At 60.2% G+C, this 16,727-nt stretch carries 15 protein-coding genes; 10 read left to right on the top strand and 5 right to left on the bottom strand.

Annotated elements, in window-relative coordinates; genetic code table 11:
• Positions 1–41 precede the first annotated feature (41 nt).
• From trkA to IEW65_RS00880, 4 genes are read left to right on the top strand one after another with little or no spacing between them, the layout of a single operon-like run.
• The gene (gene trkA / locus IEW65_RS00895; RefSeq protein WP_188637639.1) at positions 42–1,415 is read left to right on the top strand and encodes a Trk system potassium transporter TrkA; all 1,374 of its coding nucleotides are present in this window, start codon (positions 42–44) and stop codon (positions 1,413–1,415) included.
• Between the two features lie 33 nt (positions 1,416–1,448).
• Positions 1,449–2,897, top strand: coding sequence for a TrkH family potassium uptake protein (locus tag IEW65_RS00890; RefSeq protein ID WP_188637638.1), 1,449 nt, complete (start codon positions 1,449–1,451; stop codon positions 2,895–2,897).
• A 35-nt stretch (positions 2,898–2,932) separates the two neighbouring features.
• Positions 2,933–4,186 carry a TraB/GumN family protein gene (locus tag IEW65_RS00885; RefSeq protein ID WP_188637637.1) on the top strand — a complete coding sequence of 418 codons (1,254 nt, stop codon included), beginning with the start codon at positions 2,933–2,935 and terminating at the stop codon, positions 4,184–4,186.
• Positions 4,183–5,088 (top strand): DMT family transporter, encoded by a 906-nt coding sequence (locus tag IEW65_RS00880; protein ID WP_188637636.1) that lies wholly within the window; start codon positions 4,183–4,185, stop codon positions 5,086–5,088. The genes IEW65_RS00885 and IEW65_RS00880 overlap by 4 nt, the downstream gene beginning before the upstream one ends.
• On the opposite strand, the gene IEW65_RS00875 is transcribed toward IEW65_RS00880, so the two are convergent.
• The gene (locus IEW65_RS00875) at positions 5,085–5,855 is read right to left on the bottom strand and encodes a tRNA-uridine aminocarboxypropyltransferase (protein ID WP_188637635.1); all 771 of its coding nucleotides are present in this window, start codon (positions 5,853–5,855) and stop codon (positions 5,085–5,087) included. The genes IEW65_RS00880 and IEW65_RS00875 overlap by 4 nt on opposite strands.
• Before the next feature lie 172 nt (positions 5,856–6,027).
• Between IEW65_RS00875 and bioB the strand changes: the two genes are divergently transcribed.
• The 6 genes from bioB to bioA are packed head-to-tail and all read left to right on the top strand — an operon-like array spanning position 6,028 to position 11,733.
• Positions 6,028–7,116, top strand: a complete 1,089-nt coding sequence (gene bioB / locus IEW65_RS00870; protein ID WP_188637634.1) for a biotin synthase BioB — start codon at positions 6,028–6,030, stop codon at positions 7,114–7,116.
• Positions 7,103–8,248, top strand: coding sequence for an 8-amino-7-oxononanoate synthase (gene bioF, locus IEW65_RS00865; RefSeq protein ID WP_188637633.1), 1,146 nt, complete (start codon positions 7,103–7,105; stop codon positions 8,246–8,248). Before bioB ends, bioF begins: the two co-directional genes overlap by 14 nt.
• Complete coding sequence (locus IEW65_RS00860; protein WP_188637632.1) at positions 8,245–8,967, top strand: alpha/beta fold hydrolase; 723 nt, start codon at positions 8,245–8,247, stop codon at positions 8,965–8,967. The genes bioF and IEW65_RS00860 overlap by 4 nt, the downstream gene beginning before the upstream one ends.
• Positions 8,964–9,749 (top strand): methyltransferase domain-containing protein, encoded by a 786-nt coding sequence (locus IEW65_RS00855; RefSeq protein WP_188637631.1) that lies wholly within the window; start codon positions 8,964–8,966, stop codon positions 9,747–9,749. Before IEW65_RS00860 ends, IEW65_RS00855 begins: the two co-directional genes overlap by 4 nt.
• Complete coding sequence (gene bioD, locus IEW65_RS00850) at positions 9,746–10,468, top strand: dethiobiotin synthase (protein WP_188637630.1); 723 nt, start codon at positions 9,746–9,748, stop codon at positions 10,466–10,468. The genes IEW65_RS00855 and bioD overlap by 4 nt, the downstream gene beginning before the upstream one ends.
• Positions 10,465–11,733, top strand: a complete 1,269-nt coding sequence (bioA, locus tag IEW65_RS00845) for an adenosylmethionine--8-amino-7-oxononanoate transaminase (RefSeq protein WP_188637629.1) — start codon at positions 10,465–10,467, stop codon at positions 11,731–11,733. The genes bioD and bioA overlap by 4 nt, the downstream gene beginning before the upstream one ends.
• Positions 11,734–11,918: 185 nt before the next feature.
• On the opposite strand, the gene IEW65_RS00840 is transcribed toward bioA, so the two are convergent.
• The 4 genes from IEW65_RS00840 to eat all read right to left on the bottom strand — a co-directional run bounded on the left by IEW65_RS00840 (position 11,919) and on the right by eat (position 16,587).
• Complete coding sequence (locus IEW65_RS00840) at positions 11,919–12,632, bottom strand: SIR2 family NAD-dependent protein deacylase (protein ID WP_188637628.1); 714 nt, start codon at positions 12,630–12,632, stop codon at positions 11,919–11,921.
• Between the two features lie 32 nt (positions 12,633–12,664).
• On the bottom strand, positions 12,665–14,431 hold the full coding sequence (gene aceK / locus IEW65_RS00835) for a bifunctional isocitrate dehydrogenase kinase/phosphatase (protein WP_188637627.1): 1,767 nt from the start codon (positions 14,429–14,431) through the stop codon (positions 12,665–12,667).
• A gap of 97 nt (positions 14,432–14,528) precedes the next feature.
• A complete protein-coding gene (locus tag IEW65_RS00830) occupies positions 14,529–15,056 on the bottom strand; it encodes a CIA30 family protein (protein ID WP_188637626.1) in 528 nt (175 codons plus the stop codon).
• A 97-nt stretch (positions 15,057–15,153) separates the two neighbouring features.
• Positions 15,154–16,587 carry an ethanolamine permease gene (gene eat, locus IEW65_RS00825; protein WP_188637625.1) on the bottom strand — a complete coding sequence of 478 codons (1,434 nt, stop codon included), beginning with the start codon at positions 16,585–16,587 and terminating at the stop codon, positions 15,154–15,156.
• Positions 16,588–16,727: the final 140 nt, after the last annotated feature.

Genomic DNA, 16,727 nt, shown 5'->3' with positions numbered 1-16,727 from the left:
CGAGAATGCGCTGGCGCTTATAACGGAACCGATGCTCAGCAATGAAAATCATCATTCTTGGCGCCGGCCAGGTCGGCGGCACCCTAGCGGAGCACCTCGCCCGCGAGGAGAACGACATCACCGTCGTCGATACCGACGGCGCAAAACTGCGCGAACTGCACACCAAGCTGGATATCCGCACGGTGACCGGCGCGGGCTCCTACCCCATTGTGCTGCGCCAAGCGGGTTGTGAAGACGCCGACATGCTGATCGCGGTGACCAACACCGACGAGATCAATATGATCGCCTGTCAGGTGGCCCATACGCTGTTTCGCACCCCGACCAAAATCGCCCGCGTGCGCTCCACCGCCTACCTCACCCGTAAGGGCCTGTTTGCCCACGAAGCCATTCCCATCGACGTGCTGATCAGCCCCGAGCAGGTGGTGACGGATCACGTGCGCCGCTTGATTGAGCACCCCGGTGCGCTGCAGGTGCTGGAGTTTGCCGGTGGGTTGGTGCAGCTGGTGGCGGTCAAAGCTTTCTACGGCGGCCCGCTAGTGGGGCAGGATTTGGCATTTTTGGGCAAGCATATGCCGAACGTGGAAACCCGCGTGGCAGCGATTTACCGCCGCAACCGGCCCATCATTCCCCGTGGCGACACGGTGATTGAAGCGGACGACGAGGTGTTTTTCCTGGCCGCCCGGCGGGATATTCGCGCGGTGATGAGCGAGCTGCGCAAGGTCGAGCGGGATTTTCGCCGCGTGGTGATTGCCGGGGGCGGCAACATTGGTGAGCGGCTGGCGGAGCACTTAGAGCACAGCCATCAGGTCAAGATTATTGAGCACAGCCTGGAGCGCTGCACTGCGCTTTCCGAGCGGCTAGACCGCACTGTGGTGCTCCACGGCAGCGCCACCAGCAAACGGCTGCTGGAAGAGGAGAACATTGAAGATTGCGATATCTTCTGTGCGCTCACCAACGACGATGAAGTGAATATTATGTCATCGCTGCTGGCGAAACGGCTGGGGGCGAAGAAGGTGCTTACCCTCATCAACAACGCTGCCTATGTGGACTTGGTCCAGGGTGGCGATATCGATATTGCGATTTCCCCCCAGCAGGCCACCATCGGCAGCCTGCTGACTCACGTTCGCCGGGGCGATATCGTCAACGTGCACTCGCTGCGCCGGGGGGCGGCAGAGGCCATTGAGGCCATCGCCCACGGGGATAAGCAATCATCCAAAGTCGTAGGACGCACGATTGCCGAAATCAATTTGCCTGAAGGCACTACCATCGGTGCCATTGTTCGGGGCAAGGAAGTCATTATCGCCCATGGCGATGTGCTGGTAGAGAGCGGCGACCACCTGATTTTGTTTGTGATCGATAAACGCCGCATCCGCGATGTGGAGCGCCTGTTCCAAGTGGGCTTAACGTTTTTCTAAGGATCGTACCAGCGTGATGAGACAGCTAACACTATGAGCTTGCGGGTCATTTTACGTATTCTGGGCCTGCTACTGATGCTCTTCAGCTTAACAATGCTGCCGCCCATGCTGATGTCACTGTGGTTTCGCGATGGTGTTTGGCATGCGTTTATGAGCGGCATTGCCATTAGCGTGATGACCGGCCTGCTGCTGTACTTGCCTAACCGCAAAGCGCGTAAAGAGCTGCGTATTCGCGACGGTTTTATTATTGCGGCGATGTTCTGGACGGTACTAGCGCTGTTTGGTTCGCTACCGCTCATGCTGTTTGGGGAAGGTTCGCTAAGCATTACCGACGCCGTTTTTGAATCCTTTTCGGGCCTCACCACCACCGGTGCTACGGTGATTACCGGCATCGACTTTTTACCTGAATCCGTGCGCTACTATCGTCAGCAGCTGCAGTGGCTGGGTGGCATGGGGATTGTGGTACTGGCCGTAGCCATTTTGCCTACCTTAGGGGTCGGGGGTATGGCCCTGTACCGCACCGAGATTCCAGGCCCGCTCAAAGATTCCAAGCTCACCCCGCGTATTACCGAAACGGCTAAAGCGCTTTGGTATATTTACGCCACGCTTACGTTTGCCTGTTTTGTGGCTTATATGCTGGCAGGCATGAGCTGGTTTGATGCCCTCGGCCACAGTTTCTCTACCGTCGCGATTGGCGGATTTTCTACCTACGACACCAGCATTGGCCACTTTGATAGCGCCGCCATAGAGCTGATTTGCATTAGCTTCATGCTCATTTCAGCGGTTAGTTTCAGCCTCCATTTTATTGCCTGGCGGGAAAAGCGCCTGCTGCATTACTTTGAGGATCCAGAAGCGCGCTTTTTGATGCTGTTTTTAGCGGGCCTCACCACCATTGCCGTCATCACCCTGTGGCTGACCGACACCTACGACGATATCGTTGGCCTACGCCATGCGCTGTTTGAAGTGGTGTCTGTAGCCACTACCGCAGGTTTCGCCGTTGCCGATTTCTCTGGCTGGCCAGGCGCACTGCCGTTTTTACTGTTTGTGGCCGCGTTTGTTGGTGGCTGTTCTGGCTCTACGGCGGGCGGCATGAAGGTCATCCGCATTATCTTGATTTTGAAGCAGGGCATGCGCGAAGTCATGCGGCTGATTCATCCCAATGCGGTGATTGCAGTCAAAGTGGGCAAAGTCAGCGTGCCGGACAGCATTGCCCAAGCCGTGTGGGGCTTCTTCTCGGCCTATGTCATGCTGTTTTTCTTGATGCTGGTGGGCGTCATGGCCACCGGTGTTGATCAGGTCACCGCTTGGTCCACCGTCGGTTCAGCGCTCAATAACTTAGGCCCAGCTCTGGGTGAAGCCAGCAGCCATTACGGCGACCTACCCAGCCTTGCCAAGTGGATTTTAGTCCTTGCCATGCTGCTGGGCCGCCTGGAAATTTTTACGGTACTGGTACTCTTTACTCCCGCTTTTTGGCGTCGCTAAACCAGTGCCCACGTTACTTTTATTGAGACTTATTCATGACCCAAGATGACACTACCCCGCTGACACAGGCACCCAATGCGCTGCCGACGACCAGCGGCCCGATGAAAACTATCGCCGTAGGTGGCACCCACTACACCCTACTGGGTACCGCCCACGTTTCAGCGGAAAGCGCCAACGATGTTCGCCAGCTGATCGACAGCGGCCACTTCGACGCCGTTGCCATTGAGCTGTGTGACGCCCGTCACCACAGCATGGACAACCCAGACGCCATGGGCGAACAAGACCTGTTTCAGGTGTTCAAGCAAGGCAAGGCCGGCATGGTGGCGGCGAGCCTGGCGCTCGGTGCCTTTCAGCAGCGAATTGCCGAGCAGTCCGGCATTCAACCGGGGGCTGAAATGCGCGCGGCGGTGGAAGAGTGCCGTACGCGCAATCTGCCGCTGCTGCTGGTAGACCGAGATGTTGGCATCACCTTAAAGCGCATTTATCGCAACGTACCCTGGTGGCAGCGCTTCTCGCTCTTCTCAGGACTGATTGGCAGCGTGCTTTCTCGCCAGGATGTCTCCAAAGAGGACATCGAAAAGCTCAAAGAGGGCGACATGTTAGAGGCCACCTTCAGCGAGTTTGCTGCTGAATCGGAAGCCCTCTACACGCCCTTAATTCGCGAGCGCGACCGCTATATGGCGCTACGTTTGGCGGAAGAAGCGCCGCCAGGACGCTACCAACATGTGCTGGTGGTATTGGGTGCTGGTCACCTAAAAGGCACCAGTGAGCACTTAGAAACGCCGCTGCCGGAAAATCCCAAAGTTGAGCGTGAATCACTCGAAGCCTCACCGCCGCCCTCCAAGCTGTGGAAGGCCGCCCCATGGCTGATTACTGCCTTGGTACTCACCGGTTTTGTAGTGGGGTTTTCACGCAATACCGACCTTGGCTGGCAGCTCGTCATTGAGTGGTTTTTGATTAACGGTATTTTATCCGGCGGCGCGACCATTGCGGCGCTGGCTCACCCGGTCACGGTGATTGCCACCTTCTTCGCGGCACCGCTCACCTCGCTTAACCCCACCATTGGTGCGGGCTTTGTAGCGGCGGGGGTGGAACTGTATATGCGCAAACCCAAAGTGCGCGACTTTTCGACCCTGCGCCACGACGTGACGCAGTTAAAAGGCTGGTGGAAGAACCGCGTTTCTCGCACTCTGCTGGTGTTTATCCTAGCCACCGTGGGTTCTGCGATTGGTACCTGGGTGGCTGGCTTTAGAATCGCAGGGGCTCTGTTTGGCAGCGGCGCGGCGTGAATAGCGTGAAACAAGCCCCCTGGCAGGCAGATGCACTGCTTCTGCTCGTCACCGCCTTGGCTGCTGGGGGCTGGATATTTTCTAAAGAAGCGCTGGCAGGCATGCCACCCTTACTGTTTATAGGTACGCGCTTTTTACTGGCAGGGTTGATACTACTGGGATTTGCCTGGCCAGCGCTGCGCCAGATGCCCGTTCGTCGGATACAGCGCGGGCTGCTGGTGGGCGTGTTATTTAGTGCCGCCATTGCGTTTTGGGTATTAGGGCTGCACCACTCCAACCATTTAGGCGAAAGCGCGTTTATTAATAGCCTCGGTATCTTATTGGTACCGGTGGTGGCACGGCTGCTGTTTGGCGACCGCCCGCCTCGCTCCACCTGGGTCGCGCTACCCGTGGCGCTGCTCGGGTTTGCCCTACTATCGCTCAATGCAGGCTTTAATATCGAAGCCAGCCAGCTGCTGATGGCCTGCGCCGCCCTCTGCTTTGCCCTGCTGATCAATGTGAATACCCGCGTGGTGCGCAACGTCCCTGCCTTACCGCTCACCACGCTTCAGCTTATTTCTGTTGGCGTGGTGCTGACAGGGCTATCGCTGGTGGTGGAGCACCAACCGCTGGCCATGAACACCTCCATTCTCGGCTGGTTTATAGCCAGCGTCCTGCTGGCGAGCTCACTGCGCTTTTTCTTGCAAATTAAAGCTCAGAGCATGACCACTCCAAGCCATGCAGCGGTCATTTTGATGTTAGAAGCGGTATGGACTGCGCTGCTAGCCGCGTGGTGGTTTAGCGAAACCATGACTCTACTTCAGCTGTTGGGCTGCAGCCTGATTTTCGCCGCGCTGCTGATTAACCGCTGGTACTGGGTACGCAAAGTACTGCTACGCTGGCTGCCGGGCCAAACCCCTTAGCGTTCCGGCTGTTGCCTGTCTAACAGCCGCTGCATAGCAGGGGTAGGCTCGGCAATCTTGCGATAGTAGCGGCTTTCCGCATAGCTATCGTTGAACACGTCAAAGTAATCATCCAACACGCCTGCCGCTGTTTCATCACCGCTTTGGCGCAGCAGCTCAATGGCTACCTCGGCGGTGCACAGATGCGCTTTAGAGGCGGGTTTGCGCAGCCGATAGCGGGTTTCACGCTCGGTGCGCAGCGGCAGTACCGGTAGCGTATCTAGGTAAGGGCTTTTGCGGAACATACGCCGCGCCTGACGCCACGTGCCATCCAAAATAATAAACACCGGTATGCGCGCCTGCTGCTTGGCTGCGTGTACCGCGCCAATGTCCACCACGCGGTCGGCGTAATCCGGCTGATCGTCAGGAAAAATCACAAACGGCGCGTAGCGCGGGTCTGCCAGAAGCGCCGCCAGCGTGTCGTCCGGCGCGGTGCGATACCAGGTAAACACGCGGGTGTTGGTCAGCACATCGCCAATCAAACGCCCGGTATTGGTCGGTTTGTAGTGCTCGATGGAGTGAGTTAACAGCCACACCTGAGCGTCGCTCTCCGCCTTGACCTGATACGGGCAGAGGCAGTTCAGCTCGGGCAGATTGCAGCCTTCGCAGCGCTTGACGAAGCTGCCCCGCGCTTTGAATTCACGCCGAGGCGGGCGCGGATGCCCGGTGGCCGGGTCGCGGTCGGTCAATGCATCGTGCTCAGGGGGCAGCGAGGTCGCGTCAGGCATCTGCGCTCCAGTGGGTCGTCAAAGGGCGCAGAGTATAAAGCAGGCCATACATCCTGACGAATACTCCCTAAAGCAAACTATTCATGGTAAACCAAAACTATCTAAAAAGTTGACACCCTCAGCGCAGCCCCGCTAGAGTCCTGTCAACTTTCAAAAGAATATAGGTTTACCCGTGACCGCTAATTCGACTGCTTCTCATGCGACGGATGCCGCACCGCGCCACGACTGGACGCTTGACGAGATCAACGCGCTGTTTGCGCTGCCCTTTAACGACCTGCTGTTTCACGCCCAGCAGGTGCATCGGGCGCATTTCGATGCCAACGCGGTGCAGGTCTCTACTCTGCTGTCGATTAAAACCGGGGCCTGCCCGGAAGACTGCAAATACTGCCCGCAGTCGGGCCACTACAACACTCAACTGGAAAAAGAGAAGCTGCTGGAAATTGAGAAGGTAGTAGCCCAGGCCCAGGCGGCCAAAGAGGCCGGCGCTAGCCGCTTCTGCATGGGGGCCGCGTGGCGCAGCCCGCGGGATAAAGATTTAGTGGTGGTGGAAGAGATGGTGCGCCAGGTGAAAGCGCTGGGGCTTGAGACCTGCATGACGCTGGGTATGGTCGACGGCGAACAGGCCACCCGGCTGGCCGCTGCCGGACTGGACTACTACAACCACAACCTCGACACCTCCCCCGATTACTACGGCGAAATCATCACCACCCGCACTTACAGCGACCGCTTAGAAACCCTGGCCACCGTTCGCAACGCCGGTATGAAAGTGTGCTCCGGCGGCATTTTAGGCATGGGTGAAGGCGCGCAGGATCGCAGCGCGCTGCTGCAGCAGTTGGCTAAGCTCTCTCCGCATCCTGAATCGGTGCCTATCAACATGCTGGTTAAAGTACCGGGAACGCCGCTGGAGAACGTGGAAGATTTAGACCCACTGGAGTTTATCCGTGCCATTGCCGTGGCGCGCATCATGATGCCCCAGAGCCACGTGCGACTCTCCGCAGGCCGCGAGCAGATGAGCGAATCCACCCAAGCGCTCGCCTTCCTGGCCGGTGCTAACTCCATCTTCTACGGTGACAAGCTGCTGACCACCAGCAACCCCCAGGCAGAGCGCGACCGTGCGCTGTTTGCCAAACTGGGCCTACACCCCGAGCGCCGCGATACCTGCGAAGACGACACGCAGCATACCGAGCGACTGGCCCAACAGGCTCAGCGTAACGCCCAAGCCGAACGCGCTGCGGCGCTTGCGGTGGATGCCAGTGTCTGAGGTGTGGCACCAGCGCTTAGCGGCAGCCCGCGACGAGCGCGAGCGTTTACAGCGCTGGCGCAGCCGCCGGGTGTTTTCTCAGCAAGCGCTGGACTTTGCAGGCAACGACTACCTGGGCCTTGCCCAAGACCCACGGGTTCAGGCGGCCCAGGCCGAAGGCGCGAAACGCTTTGGCGCAGGGGCAGGGGCATCGCACTTGGTCAGCGGGCACCTGGGCATTCACGATGCCCTGGAAGAGGCGCTGGCCGAATGGACCGGACGCGAGAGAGCGCTACTGTTCTCCACGGGCTATATGGCGAACTTGGGCGTGCTGCAAGCGCTGGCGGATTCGAACACCGCGATATTTCAGGACCGCCTTAATCACGCCTCGCTACTCGACGGTGCCGCCTTAAGCGGCGCACGCTCCCGGCGCTACCACCACCGCGACGGTCACGACTTACAGCGTTTGCTTGCGCGCAGCACGGCCACTCACAAGCTGGTGGTCAGCGACGGCGTGTTCAGTATGGATGGCGATATCGCTGACGTCGGCGAACTCGCCCGCATTAGCCAACAGCACAACGCCTGGCTGATGATCGACGATGCCCACGGGCTCGGCGTGCTCGGAGAAAACGGCGCGGGCTGCGTGGAGGGGTTTAACAGCCAAGCCGTGCCGATTTTAGTCGGCACCCTGGGCAAAGCGCTGGGCACCGCAGGCGCGTTTGTGGCGGGGGACGCTGCGCTGATTGAGCACTTGATTCAGTTTTCCCGTAGCTATGTGTACACCACCGCCCAACCGCCCGCGATTGCCGCCGCCACCCTGGAAGCGCTCACCATCGTGCAGCGGGAGCCGGAGCACCGCCAACGGCTCGCTCGCCATATTGACTACTTCCGCCAGCAGGCTATCGCCTTAGGGCTACCGCTTGGCCACTCCCACACGCCGATTCAACCGCTGCTGCTGGGCAGCGAGCAGCGCACCCTGGCCTGGGCAGCCAAGTGCGATCAGAACAACATTCAGGTTGGGGCAATTCGACCGCCCACGGTGCCTAACGGCGAGGCGCGACTGCGAATCACCCTAAGCGCCCGCCATACCCAGAGCGATATCGACCGGCTCTTGGAGGTTGCCGCTGCCTGCCTACACGAGGAGCAGCGATGAAGCTGATCCTGCTCTCGGGCTGGGGCGTCGACCGCCGTGTATGGCAGACGCTTTCGGAGTACTGGCCCAACACTGTCGAGCCCAGCGCAGTGGAGTGGCCCGGCTACGGCGAATCTCCTGCGCTACCTACCCCCACGAGCATTGACGCACTGGCCGAACGGATGGCACCCGAGCTACCCAGCGATGCCGTCTGGGTGGGCTGGTCGCTGGGTGGGTTGCTGGCCACAGCGCTATTAAATCACCTGCCGTCACCCAAGGCCTTGCTGCTGCTGGGCGCAGGCAGCCGTTTTTGTAGTGACGCTGAGAGTGATGGCGGTGTGAGGAGCGACGAGCTTGCCAGCTTTCAGCGCGCCTTCCACCGTGACCCAGTTACCACATGGCGGCACTTTCTGCGCTGGCAGGCCCAAGGCGAACCCAATGCCCGCGAGGCTCACCGCCAGCTACGAGCACAGTTAGGCGAAACTCCCCAAGCCGATACCGACACGCTCGCGCAAGGGCTCATGTGGCTTGAAACGCTGGATAACCGGGCACTGCTCGCTCACCCTCCCTGCCCTATCCACTTATTGGCGGGAGCATACGATCCACTGCTACCCCGCAGCACCCGGGTACAGGCACTACCGCTGGAAGCCGCAGGGCACTGCCCCATGCTCTCACAGCCTGCCCAACTGGCGGCACGGCTGGCCGAGCAGGCCACGCGCTCGCCCCAGGAGCCGCGATGAACACACCGGCCACCTCGCTGCCACTGCCCCACTGGCAGGAGCGTGTTGCCCACGCTTTTTCTCGGGCGGCACCACGCTACGATGCCCTCGCTATCGCCCAGCGTGACATTGGCGAGGCGCTCTGGCAAACGCTGCCGGAAAGCGCTCAACACGTGCTCGACCTTGGCTGCGGCACCGGCTACTGGACCCAACAACTGGCGAGCCACTACCCAAACGCCACCACCACCGGGCTAGACCTGGCGCCGGGCATGCTCGCCCACGCCCAGGCGCAGTATGGCGATGCCATACGCTGGCAACAGGGGGACGCCGCCGCGCTGCCGCTGAACGACGCAAGCGTGGATCTTGTGTTCTCTAACCTAGCCATTCAGTGGTGCCCGGATATCGGTGCAGTGATGCGGGAGTTGGCACGGGTGCTCTCCCCTGGCGGGCAAGCGCGGATCACCACCCTGCTGCCCGGCACGCTGAGCGAAGTTGCCACCGCCTGGCAGCGGCCCGAGGCGCTGCTGCAAACGCCGGATGCCAGCGCCGTACAGCGGGCGATTCAGCAAAGCGGCCTGCACCTCACCCAGCACGCCTGCAATCAGCGGCGCTTTTTTTACCCCGACCTGAACGCCGTGATGGCCTCTATCAAAGGCGTGGGTGCCCAAGTGGCCAGACCCAACGCTCGGCTGAACCGCCAAGCGCTTGCCACCGCCCAGGCCCGCTATGAGTCGCTACGCACGCCGCAGGGGCTGCCGGTGAGCTACCACTGCCTAACGCTACAACTGGAAAGCGCGCGATGAACCACACCTATTTTGTCACCGGTACCGACACTGACGCAGGCAAAACCCTGGCCACCAGCGCGCTGCTGTGCGCCGCCCACCAGCGCCAGCTCACCACCCTGGGGTTAAAACCGATTGCCTCCGGCAGCGAGGCCACGCCCAGCGGCTTGCGCAACCGCGACGCCCTGGCGCTACAGGCGCAAAGCTTCCCGCCGGTGGAGTACCCAACGGTCAACCTCTGGGCCTTTGCTCCCGCCATTGCGCCGCATCTCGCCGCTCTGGAAGCAGGTGCCATGCTTAACGTGGCCAGCGTTACTCAGGCGCTCAGCGACACGTTAACCGGCACGCCACGGGATCTGACGCTGATCGAAGGCGCAGGCGGCTGGCGGGTGCCGCTGAACGAGGAGGAGGACTTTTCCGACCTGCCCCGCGCGCTCAGGCTGCCGGTGATTCTAGTGGTTGGGCTGAAATTGGGCTGCCTTAACCATGCCCGGCTCACCGCCGAGGCCATCGTCGCCGATGGCGTAACGCTGGCAGGCTGGGTGGGCAGCGTGGTAGACCCCGCCTTTGCCAGAGATAGCGCACGTTTTGCAGCTAATGTGTCGCTGTTAAAACGCGCCCTGCCCGCTCCCTGCTTAGGGCTCATTCCCCATTTGGCACAGGCAGATGCCTCCACCGCGCAGCGCTTTATCTTCCTTGATGCGCTTCTCTCCACCGCCGCCCAGGAGGCAACGCCATGAACTCTCCCGTTTGGCACCCCTACGCCCATCTCAAAACCCAAACATCCGCGCCCAAGGTGGTCGGCGGCAACGGCAGCTACTTTACGCTGGACAGCGGCGAGCGCCTGCTGGATGCCACCTGCTCCTGGTGGTGCATGATTCACGGCTACGGCCATCCGCGCCTCGTCGCCGCCATTCGCGAGCAGGCCGGGGAGCTTTGCCATGTGATGCTGGGTGGCCTGACCCACGACCCCGCCGATCAGCTGGCAAGGGCGCTGGTGCGTATTACCCCAGCGGGGCTGAACCATGTGTTCTTCTCCGATAGCGGCTCGGTGGGTATGGAAGTGGCCATGAAGATGGCGCTGCAGTATCAAGTGCTGAGCGGCCATCCCAGCAAGCGCAAAATGCTCTCGCTCATGAAGGCGTACCACGGCGATACCACCGGCTGCATGGCGGTGTGCGACCCCGAAGAGGGCATGCACAGCCTGTTCGCCAGCCTGCTACCCCAGCACCACTTCGCCCCGGCCCCCACGGCCCCGTTCGACGCGACGCCAGAGCAGGTTGAGCGAGACCTCGCCGCGCTGCGGGAGGTGCTAGCGCGCCACCACCATGAGATTGCTGCGCTCTTGATGGAGCCGTTGCTGCAAGCGGCGGGCGGGCTGAACATGACCTCGCCCCACTACCTGCGCGGCGCACGGGCGCTGTGCGATGAGTTTGGCGTGCTGCTGATTTTTGATGAAGTCGCTACCGGCTTTGGCCGTACCGGCAAGCTGTTTGCCGCCGACCACGCGGGCGTCACGCCAGACATCATGGTGCTTTCCAAAGGGCTGACCGGCGGCTACTTGGGCCATGCGGCCACGCTGGCTACCGACCGGGTTCACAGGGCGTTTATTGGCGACAGTGCGCACCACGCTTTCATGCACGGCCCCACGTTTATGGGCAACCCGCTGGCCTGCCGCGTGGCGCTGGAGAGCCTGAGGGTGTTCGAGGAGGAGCACTACTTAGAGAAAATTGCCGCGCTCAGCCAAACGTTACAGCGCGAGCTATTAGAAGACGTAGCGCTACGGGCGCATCCAGCCGTAGCGGATGTGCGCGTATTAGGCGCAACGGCGGTGATCGAAGCCCACAGCAGCGAGGCGCTGAAAGGCGTTGCCGCGTTTGCCCGAGCGCGGGGCGTGTGGCTGCGCCCCATTGGCCGCTGGCTTTACACCATGCCCGCTTATATCGCGACAGATGCCGAGCTCACCCAGATTACCGGAGTCATGAAAGCGTGGTTTTTGGAATAGCGCCTCTAGTGTGCTATCGGCCGGTTCGATCAACCCGTAGCGGGGGTCTTTCGCCAGGGCCGGTCAATGTTCCCAACAATCCCGGCATTCCCGCCATCCATGGCGGTCAGATGGCGAAAGTAGCGCCCATGGAGGGGTTCACAGCGCCCCCGCCTAGGGTTGAGCGAACCTCCCCAATCGTTATATCAAGGTAAAATCAAATTCCCCTGCTTACGCCACTGGTGTACAAGCGCCGGCACGCCTTCCCCGGCCGTGGTATTGATCGCCAGCACGCCGGGTGGGCTTAGCTCATCGGCGTCGGGGTCTACCAGCGCGCAGGGGGTGTCGTAATCGATATAGCTGAGCAGCGATGCGGCGGGCATGACTGCCAGCGAGGTGCCCACCACAAGCAAGAAATCCGCCTGACTCACCAGCTCGCAGGCCTCTTCGAACAGCGGCACCGCCTCGCCAAACCACACCACGTCTGGGCGCAGCTGGCTGCCCTTATCGCACACATCGCCCAGGGCAATCCCACCCTTCGCCAACGGGTAGCGCAGCCGCGCATCCACCGATGAGCGCGCCTTCAAAATCTCGCCGTGCAGGTGCAGCACCTGGCGGGAGCCTGCTCGTTCGTGCAAGTCGTCAATGTTCTGGGTAATCACGCTAACCTGAAAGCCATCCTGCTCCAGCGCCGCCAGCGCTTTATGGGCGGCGTTGGGCTTTGCACGGCGGATCTGCTCACGGCGCTGGTTATAGAACGCCAGCACACGCTCTGGGTCTTGCCGCCACCCTTGCGGCGTGGCGACCTCTTCCACCGGGTGGTCCTCCCAGAGGCCATCGCTGGCGCGAAAGGTTTGAATGCCGCTCTCCGCGCTGATTCCCGATCCGGTAAATACCACCAAGTGCGGGGCTGATGTCATGCTGACCTCGGCTTACGTCGTCCAGTAAACGCCTAATGTACCAGTTGCCCCACGGTCCCCGCGAACCGCTGCTTGTTGCGATACGGGTAAACGTCAATCACCCGTCCATCAAGAATCGCCCGCTGTAGCGCCAGCCAGTAGTCCGGGTCGAACAGCTCCGGGTGCTGCTCTGTAAACAGTGCGCGTAGTTCCGGGTTGGCAAACATAAACGGGCCAAACTCTTCGGGGAAGATATCGTTGGGGCCAATGGAAAAGCTAGCCCCGCCATCCATGTAACTGTTGTACCCCTGGGATTTGGGAATATGGCGGAAGCGACACTCGGTGAGATAGCTTACCTCGTCGTAGTCGTAGAAAATCACCCGCCCGTGGCGAGTGACGCCAAAATTCTTCAGCAGCATATCGCCAGGGAAAATATTCGCCGCCGCCATCTGCTTGATGGCGTTGCCGTAATCTTTCAGCACCATGACTCGTTCATCGGCGCTGCACTGCTCCAGGTAGATATTCAGCGGCGTCATCATTCGTTCGGTGTAGCAGTGTTTGATGATCACCTTGTCGCCTTTCAGCGATACCGTGGAGGGGGCGACCTCTAATAAGTGCGCCAGACACTCTGGATCAAAATGATCCTGGCGGACAATAAAGTTGGAGAACTCCTGGGTATCGGCCATGCGCCCTACTCGGTCATGGCGCTTTACCAGCCGATACTTCTCTCGCACGATCGCGGGGGTAACCTCTTTGGCGGGGTCGAACTTATCCTTGATGATTTTGAACACGGTGCGAAAGCTGGGTAGCACAAACACCGCCATCACCATGCCCCGCACGCCCGGCGCGATGATGAACTGCTCTTCGCGTTTAGCCACCTGCTGGTTGAGTGCGCGGAAAAACTCGGTTTTGCCGTGTTTAAAAAACCCGATAGCCGCGTACAGCTCGCCCTCCGGCTTGTGGGGCATAAGCTGTTTTAGGTAACCGACAAATTCCCCCGGCACCGGCACGTCTACCTGAAAATAGGCGCGGGTGAACGAGAAGATGATCGACACTTCATCGGTTTCGGTGAGAACCGTGTCCAAATGCAGGCAGGGGTCGCCGCCCTGCTGCTCGCCGTACCCTTCGCCATGCAGAACGGGCAGCACCAGCGGCACCTGCTCGCCACCGCCTAAAATACGCCCGACGAGGTACGCCCCTTTATTGCGGTAGAACACGCTGTTGAGAAGCTCCACATGGGCATCCTCCGCCTGCCAAATCGCGGCGGGGAGCTGAGCTTCCAGCAAGCCCGCGCCGAGCTGGCTATCGCTGGCTAAATCGCTAAACGGGGAATCAAACGGCGCCTCCTGCAGCGCCCAGGCAAGCGCCCCCGCCCAGTCGCCGTTGACGCAATGCCTGCGGCACAGCTCAATGCCCGAGCGGTGCGCTGCGTCTTCCCGGGAGCTGTACACAAACATCCAGTCGTTGCGAATATGGCGATGCTGAAACACCGAGCAGAACAGCGAGTTGAAAAAGGTTTCCGCCAGCTCGTAATCCAGCCGCTGGCTAATCAATTGAGCGTAGTGCCCTCGTGCTTCCCGCCACGTCTCACAATGGGCCAGTACATCTGCGGCAAAGGTGCGCTGCAACCGGCCCAGTGTCTCCTCGACCTTTTCACCGTATAGGTTGATCCGCGCGGCGGAGGCCTGCTGCGCTTCACGCCAGGCGGCGTCGCGAAAGCGGCGGCTAGCATCCGAGGTAATCTGCTTAAAGCGGGCACGGTACTCATCGAAACCGTGCAGCACAGTGGCCGCTAGGCGATACGCGGGGGAGTGTTTCATCACGCTGGCTCACGTCGTAAGAGGGCTTCCCAGATTCCGTGAACGGCACACTACATACGAGACGACCTTAGTACTGTAAGTGTCAGACCTGTCAGTGTCAGCCCTGTGAGTGTGAATCTTGTGGGTACAGCGCAATAGAGGCGACCTCCAGGCGAAACGGCCCGGCGGTGCGGTCGGCAATCAAGAAACCGAGCTGGTGAATAGTGTGTGGGTCGAGAGGCGGCGCGCTGGAAAGCAGCGTGCCCCGGCGCACCGCCTCAAACTGCGCCCAGGTGAACCGATGCGTTTCCCACTGGTGAGCCGTAGGTGTGAAGGCGACGCGGTAAGCGCTTGCTTCGTCCAACGCGCTGCTTTTGAGCCTTAGCTGATAGATGCGACCATCGCCACGCACGCGCAGCGTAATCCCTTGGCTGTGTGCGAGGGTCGGCTCAAAGCCGTTGGGCTCACGTCGCACCGAGGCAAAGCCGCCGCCGTTTTCCAGCGATACCTCGCCACAAAAGCAGCCAGCGCCCTCTTCCACGCGAAAGCCACTTTGGGACACGCCGCCCATCACGCCATCGTCCACCGCGTACCAGCGCTGCTGCTCTGCCTCGGCCATGCTTGTATCAGTAAAATTAAGCGTCATCACAGCGTCCCTATGTTGCCTGCTCAATAAAAACGCCTCTGCGCCAGGGCCCAGAGGCGTACTGCTATCGTTCAGACTAGGCGATTCGCCGCCGTGATTACAGCTTTACGGAGGCAGCGACCGACGCGGCAGGGTCGACCTCCTCCGGCGAGGCGGTCACCAGCGCGAACTCTTCTTCCGCGGTTTTCGCCACCAGATGGTGTTTGCTGTAGAGGAAGTAGTAAGCCGCTCCGGCAATGAACAGCACGATGGTGTAGTTGAAGGCGCGAGGGTCGAAGGCGTACACACCGGTCATCGCGACCAGCGACAGGACTAGCGCAATTGATGAGGTGACAATACCGCCGGGCGTTTTATAAGGGCGTGGCAGGTCAGGCTGTTTAAGACGCAGCCAGATATGGCTGAACGCCATCAGCGCATAGGAGATGGTCGCACCAACGACCGCCATGCCTAACATCAGATCGCCTTCCCCGCTCAGCGACGCCAGAAAGCCAAAGATACCGGGCACAATCAGCGCTAAGTAAGGCACTTTACGACCGCTGGTCAGCGACAGCTGTTTGGGTAAATAGCCAGCCCGAGAAAGCGCGAATACCAGACGGCTATAGCCATAAATAATCGAGAAGAATGAGGCGATCAAACCAGCCAAGCCCAGCACGTTGACCAGGGTAGCCAGCGTAGGATTACCCGCCGCATTCAGCGCATCCACCAGCGGCACGCCGCTTTGGCCAATCATCTCAGCGCTGGTCGCCCCTGCCAGCAGCAGCACCACCAACAGTGCTGTAAACAGCAAAAACAGCATTGCACCGATGATGCCTTTGGGCATATCGCGAGCGGGGTCCTTCGCCTCTTCGGCTGCCAGCGGCACCCCTTCAACGGCCAGGAACAGCCACATGCCAAAAGGCAGTGCCGCCCAAATACCGTACCAGCCGAAAGGCATAAAGGTGCTCGCCCCCGCCGCATCGGTGGGTGCGATATCAAACAGGTTGGCCGAATCGAAATCGCCGATCAGCGCCACGGCGGTGGCCAAAATGGCAAAGACCGCCAAACCGCTAATCACCATCATCACTTTCAGCGCTTCCCCCACGCCCGCCAGGTGAATACCGATGAACACCGCATAAAACAGCAGATACACCAGCGGGCCGTTCACGCCCAATAAAGCTTCCACCGCCGAGCCGATAAAAATCACGATGGCCGCCGGGGCCAGCGCGTACTCGATCAACACGGCAAGCCCGGTCAAATAACCGCCCGCAGGCCCCATGGCTTGGCGAGCAAAGCTATAGCCACCCCCTGCGGCAGGAATGGCGGCGGACATTTCTGCCAGCGCCAGCACTAGCGCGAGGTACATCAGCGCCATCAAACAGGCAGCAATCGCAAAGCCGCCCCAACCCGCTTCGGCAATGCCAAAGTTCCAGCCCGCAAAATCACCAGAAATCACATAGGAGACCCCAAGGCCCGCGAGCAGCATCCAGCCTGCCGTCCCTTTACGCAGCTGGCGCTTGGCCAGATACGCCTGATCAACCGTTGGTTGTGTCATCGTTTTGCCCTTTTTAGTGTGGAACGCAATGGGTGTCAGCGGCGTGCTGTGTTCCTGGTTCCGTCTTGTTATTGGGAGAGTCGTCAGCGGTGTTATGGAAAATGTCGTTAGCGTTGTTATTGAAAACGTCGTCAGCGTTT

The sequence above is a fragment of the Vreelandella lutescens genome (assembly GCF_014640815.1).
GTDB classification, from domain to species: domain Bacteria; phylum Pseudomonadota; class Gammaproteobacteria; order Pseudomonadales; family Halomonadaceae; genus Vreelandella; species Vreelandella lutescens.
Note: the sequence above shows the minus strand (reverse complement) of the source record. Positions and strands in the feature narration are given on the sequence as shown.

Coding starts and splice junctions, on each gene's coding strand:
- trkA (WP_188637639.1), top strand. CDS start 42: ATGAAAATCATCATTCTTGGCGCCGGCCAGGTCGGCGGCACCCTAGCG.
- IEW65_RS00890 (WP_188637638.1), top strand. CDS start 1,449: ATGAGCTTGCGGGTCATTTTACGTATTCTGGGCCTGCTACTGATGCTC.
- IEW65_RS00885 (WP_188637637.1), top strand. CDS start 2,933: ATGACCCAAGATGACACTACCCCGCTGACACAGGCACCCAATGCGCTG.
- IEW65_RS00875 (WP_188637635.1), bottom strand. CDS start 5,855: ATGCCTGACGCGACCTCGCTGCCCCCTGAGCACGATGCATTGACCGAC.
- bioF (WP_188637633.1), top strand. CDS start 7,103: ATGCCAGTGTCTGAGGTGTGGCACCAGCGCTTAGCGGCAGCCCGCGAC.
- IEW65_RS00860 (WP_188637632.1), top strand. CDS start 8,245: ATGAAGCTGATCCTGCTCTCGGGCTGGGGCGTCGACCGCCGTGTATGG.
- IEW65_RS00855 (WP_188637631.1), top strand. CDS start 8,964: ATGAACACACCGGCCACCTCGCTGCCACTGCCCCACTGGCAGGAGCGT.
- bioD (WP_188637630.1), top strand. CDS start 9,746: ATGAACCACACCTATTTTGTCACCGGTACCGACACTGACGCAGGCAAA.
- bioA (WP_188637629.1), top strand. CDS start 10,465: ATGAACTCTCCCGTTTGGCACCCCTACGCCCATCTCAAAACCCAAACA.
- IEW65_RS00840 (WP_188637628.1), bottom strand. CDS start 12,632: ATGACATCAGCCCCGCACTTGGTGGTATTTACCGGATCGGGAATCAGC.
- aceK (WP_188637627.1), bottom strand. CDS start 14,431: ATGAAACACTCCCCCGCGTATCGCCTAGCGGCCACTGTGCTGCACGGT.
- IEW65_RS00830 (WP_188637626.1), bottom strand. CDS start 15,056: ATGACGCTTAATTTTACTGATACAAGCATGGCCGAGGCAGAGCAGCAG.
- eat (WP_188637625.1), bottom strand. CDS start 16,587: ATGACACAACCAACGGTTGATCAGGCGTATCTGGCCAAGCGCCAGCTG.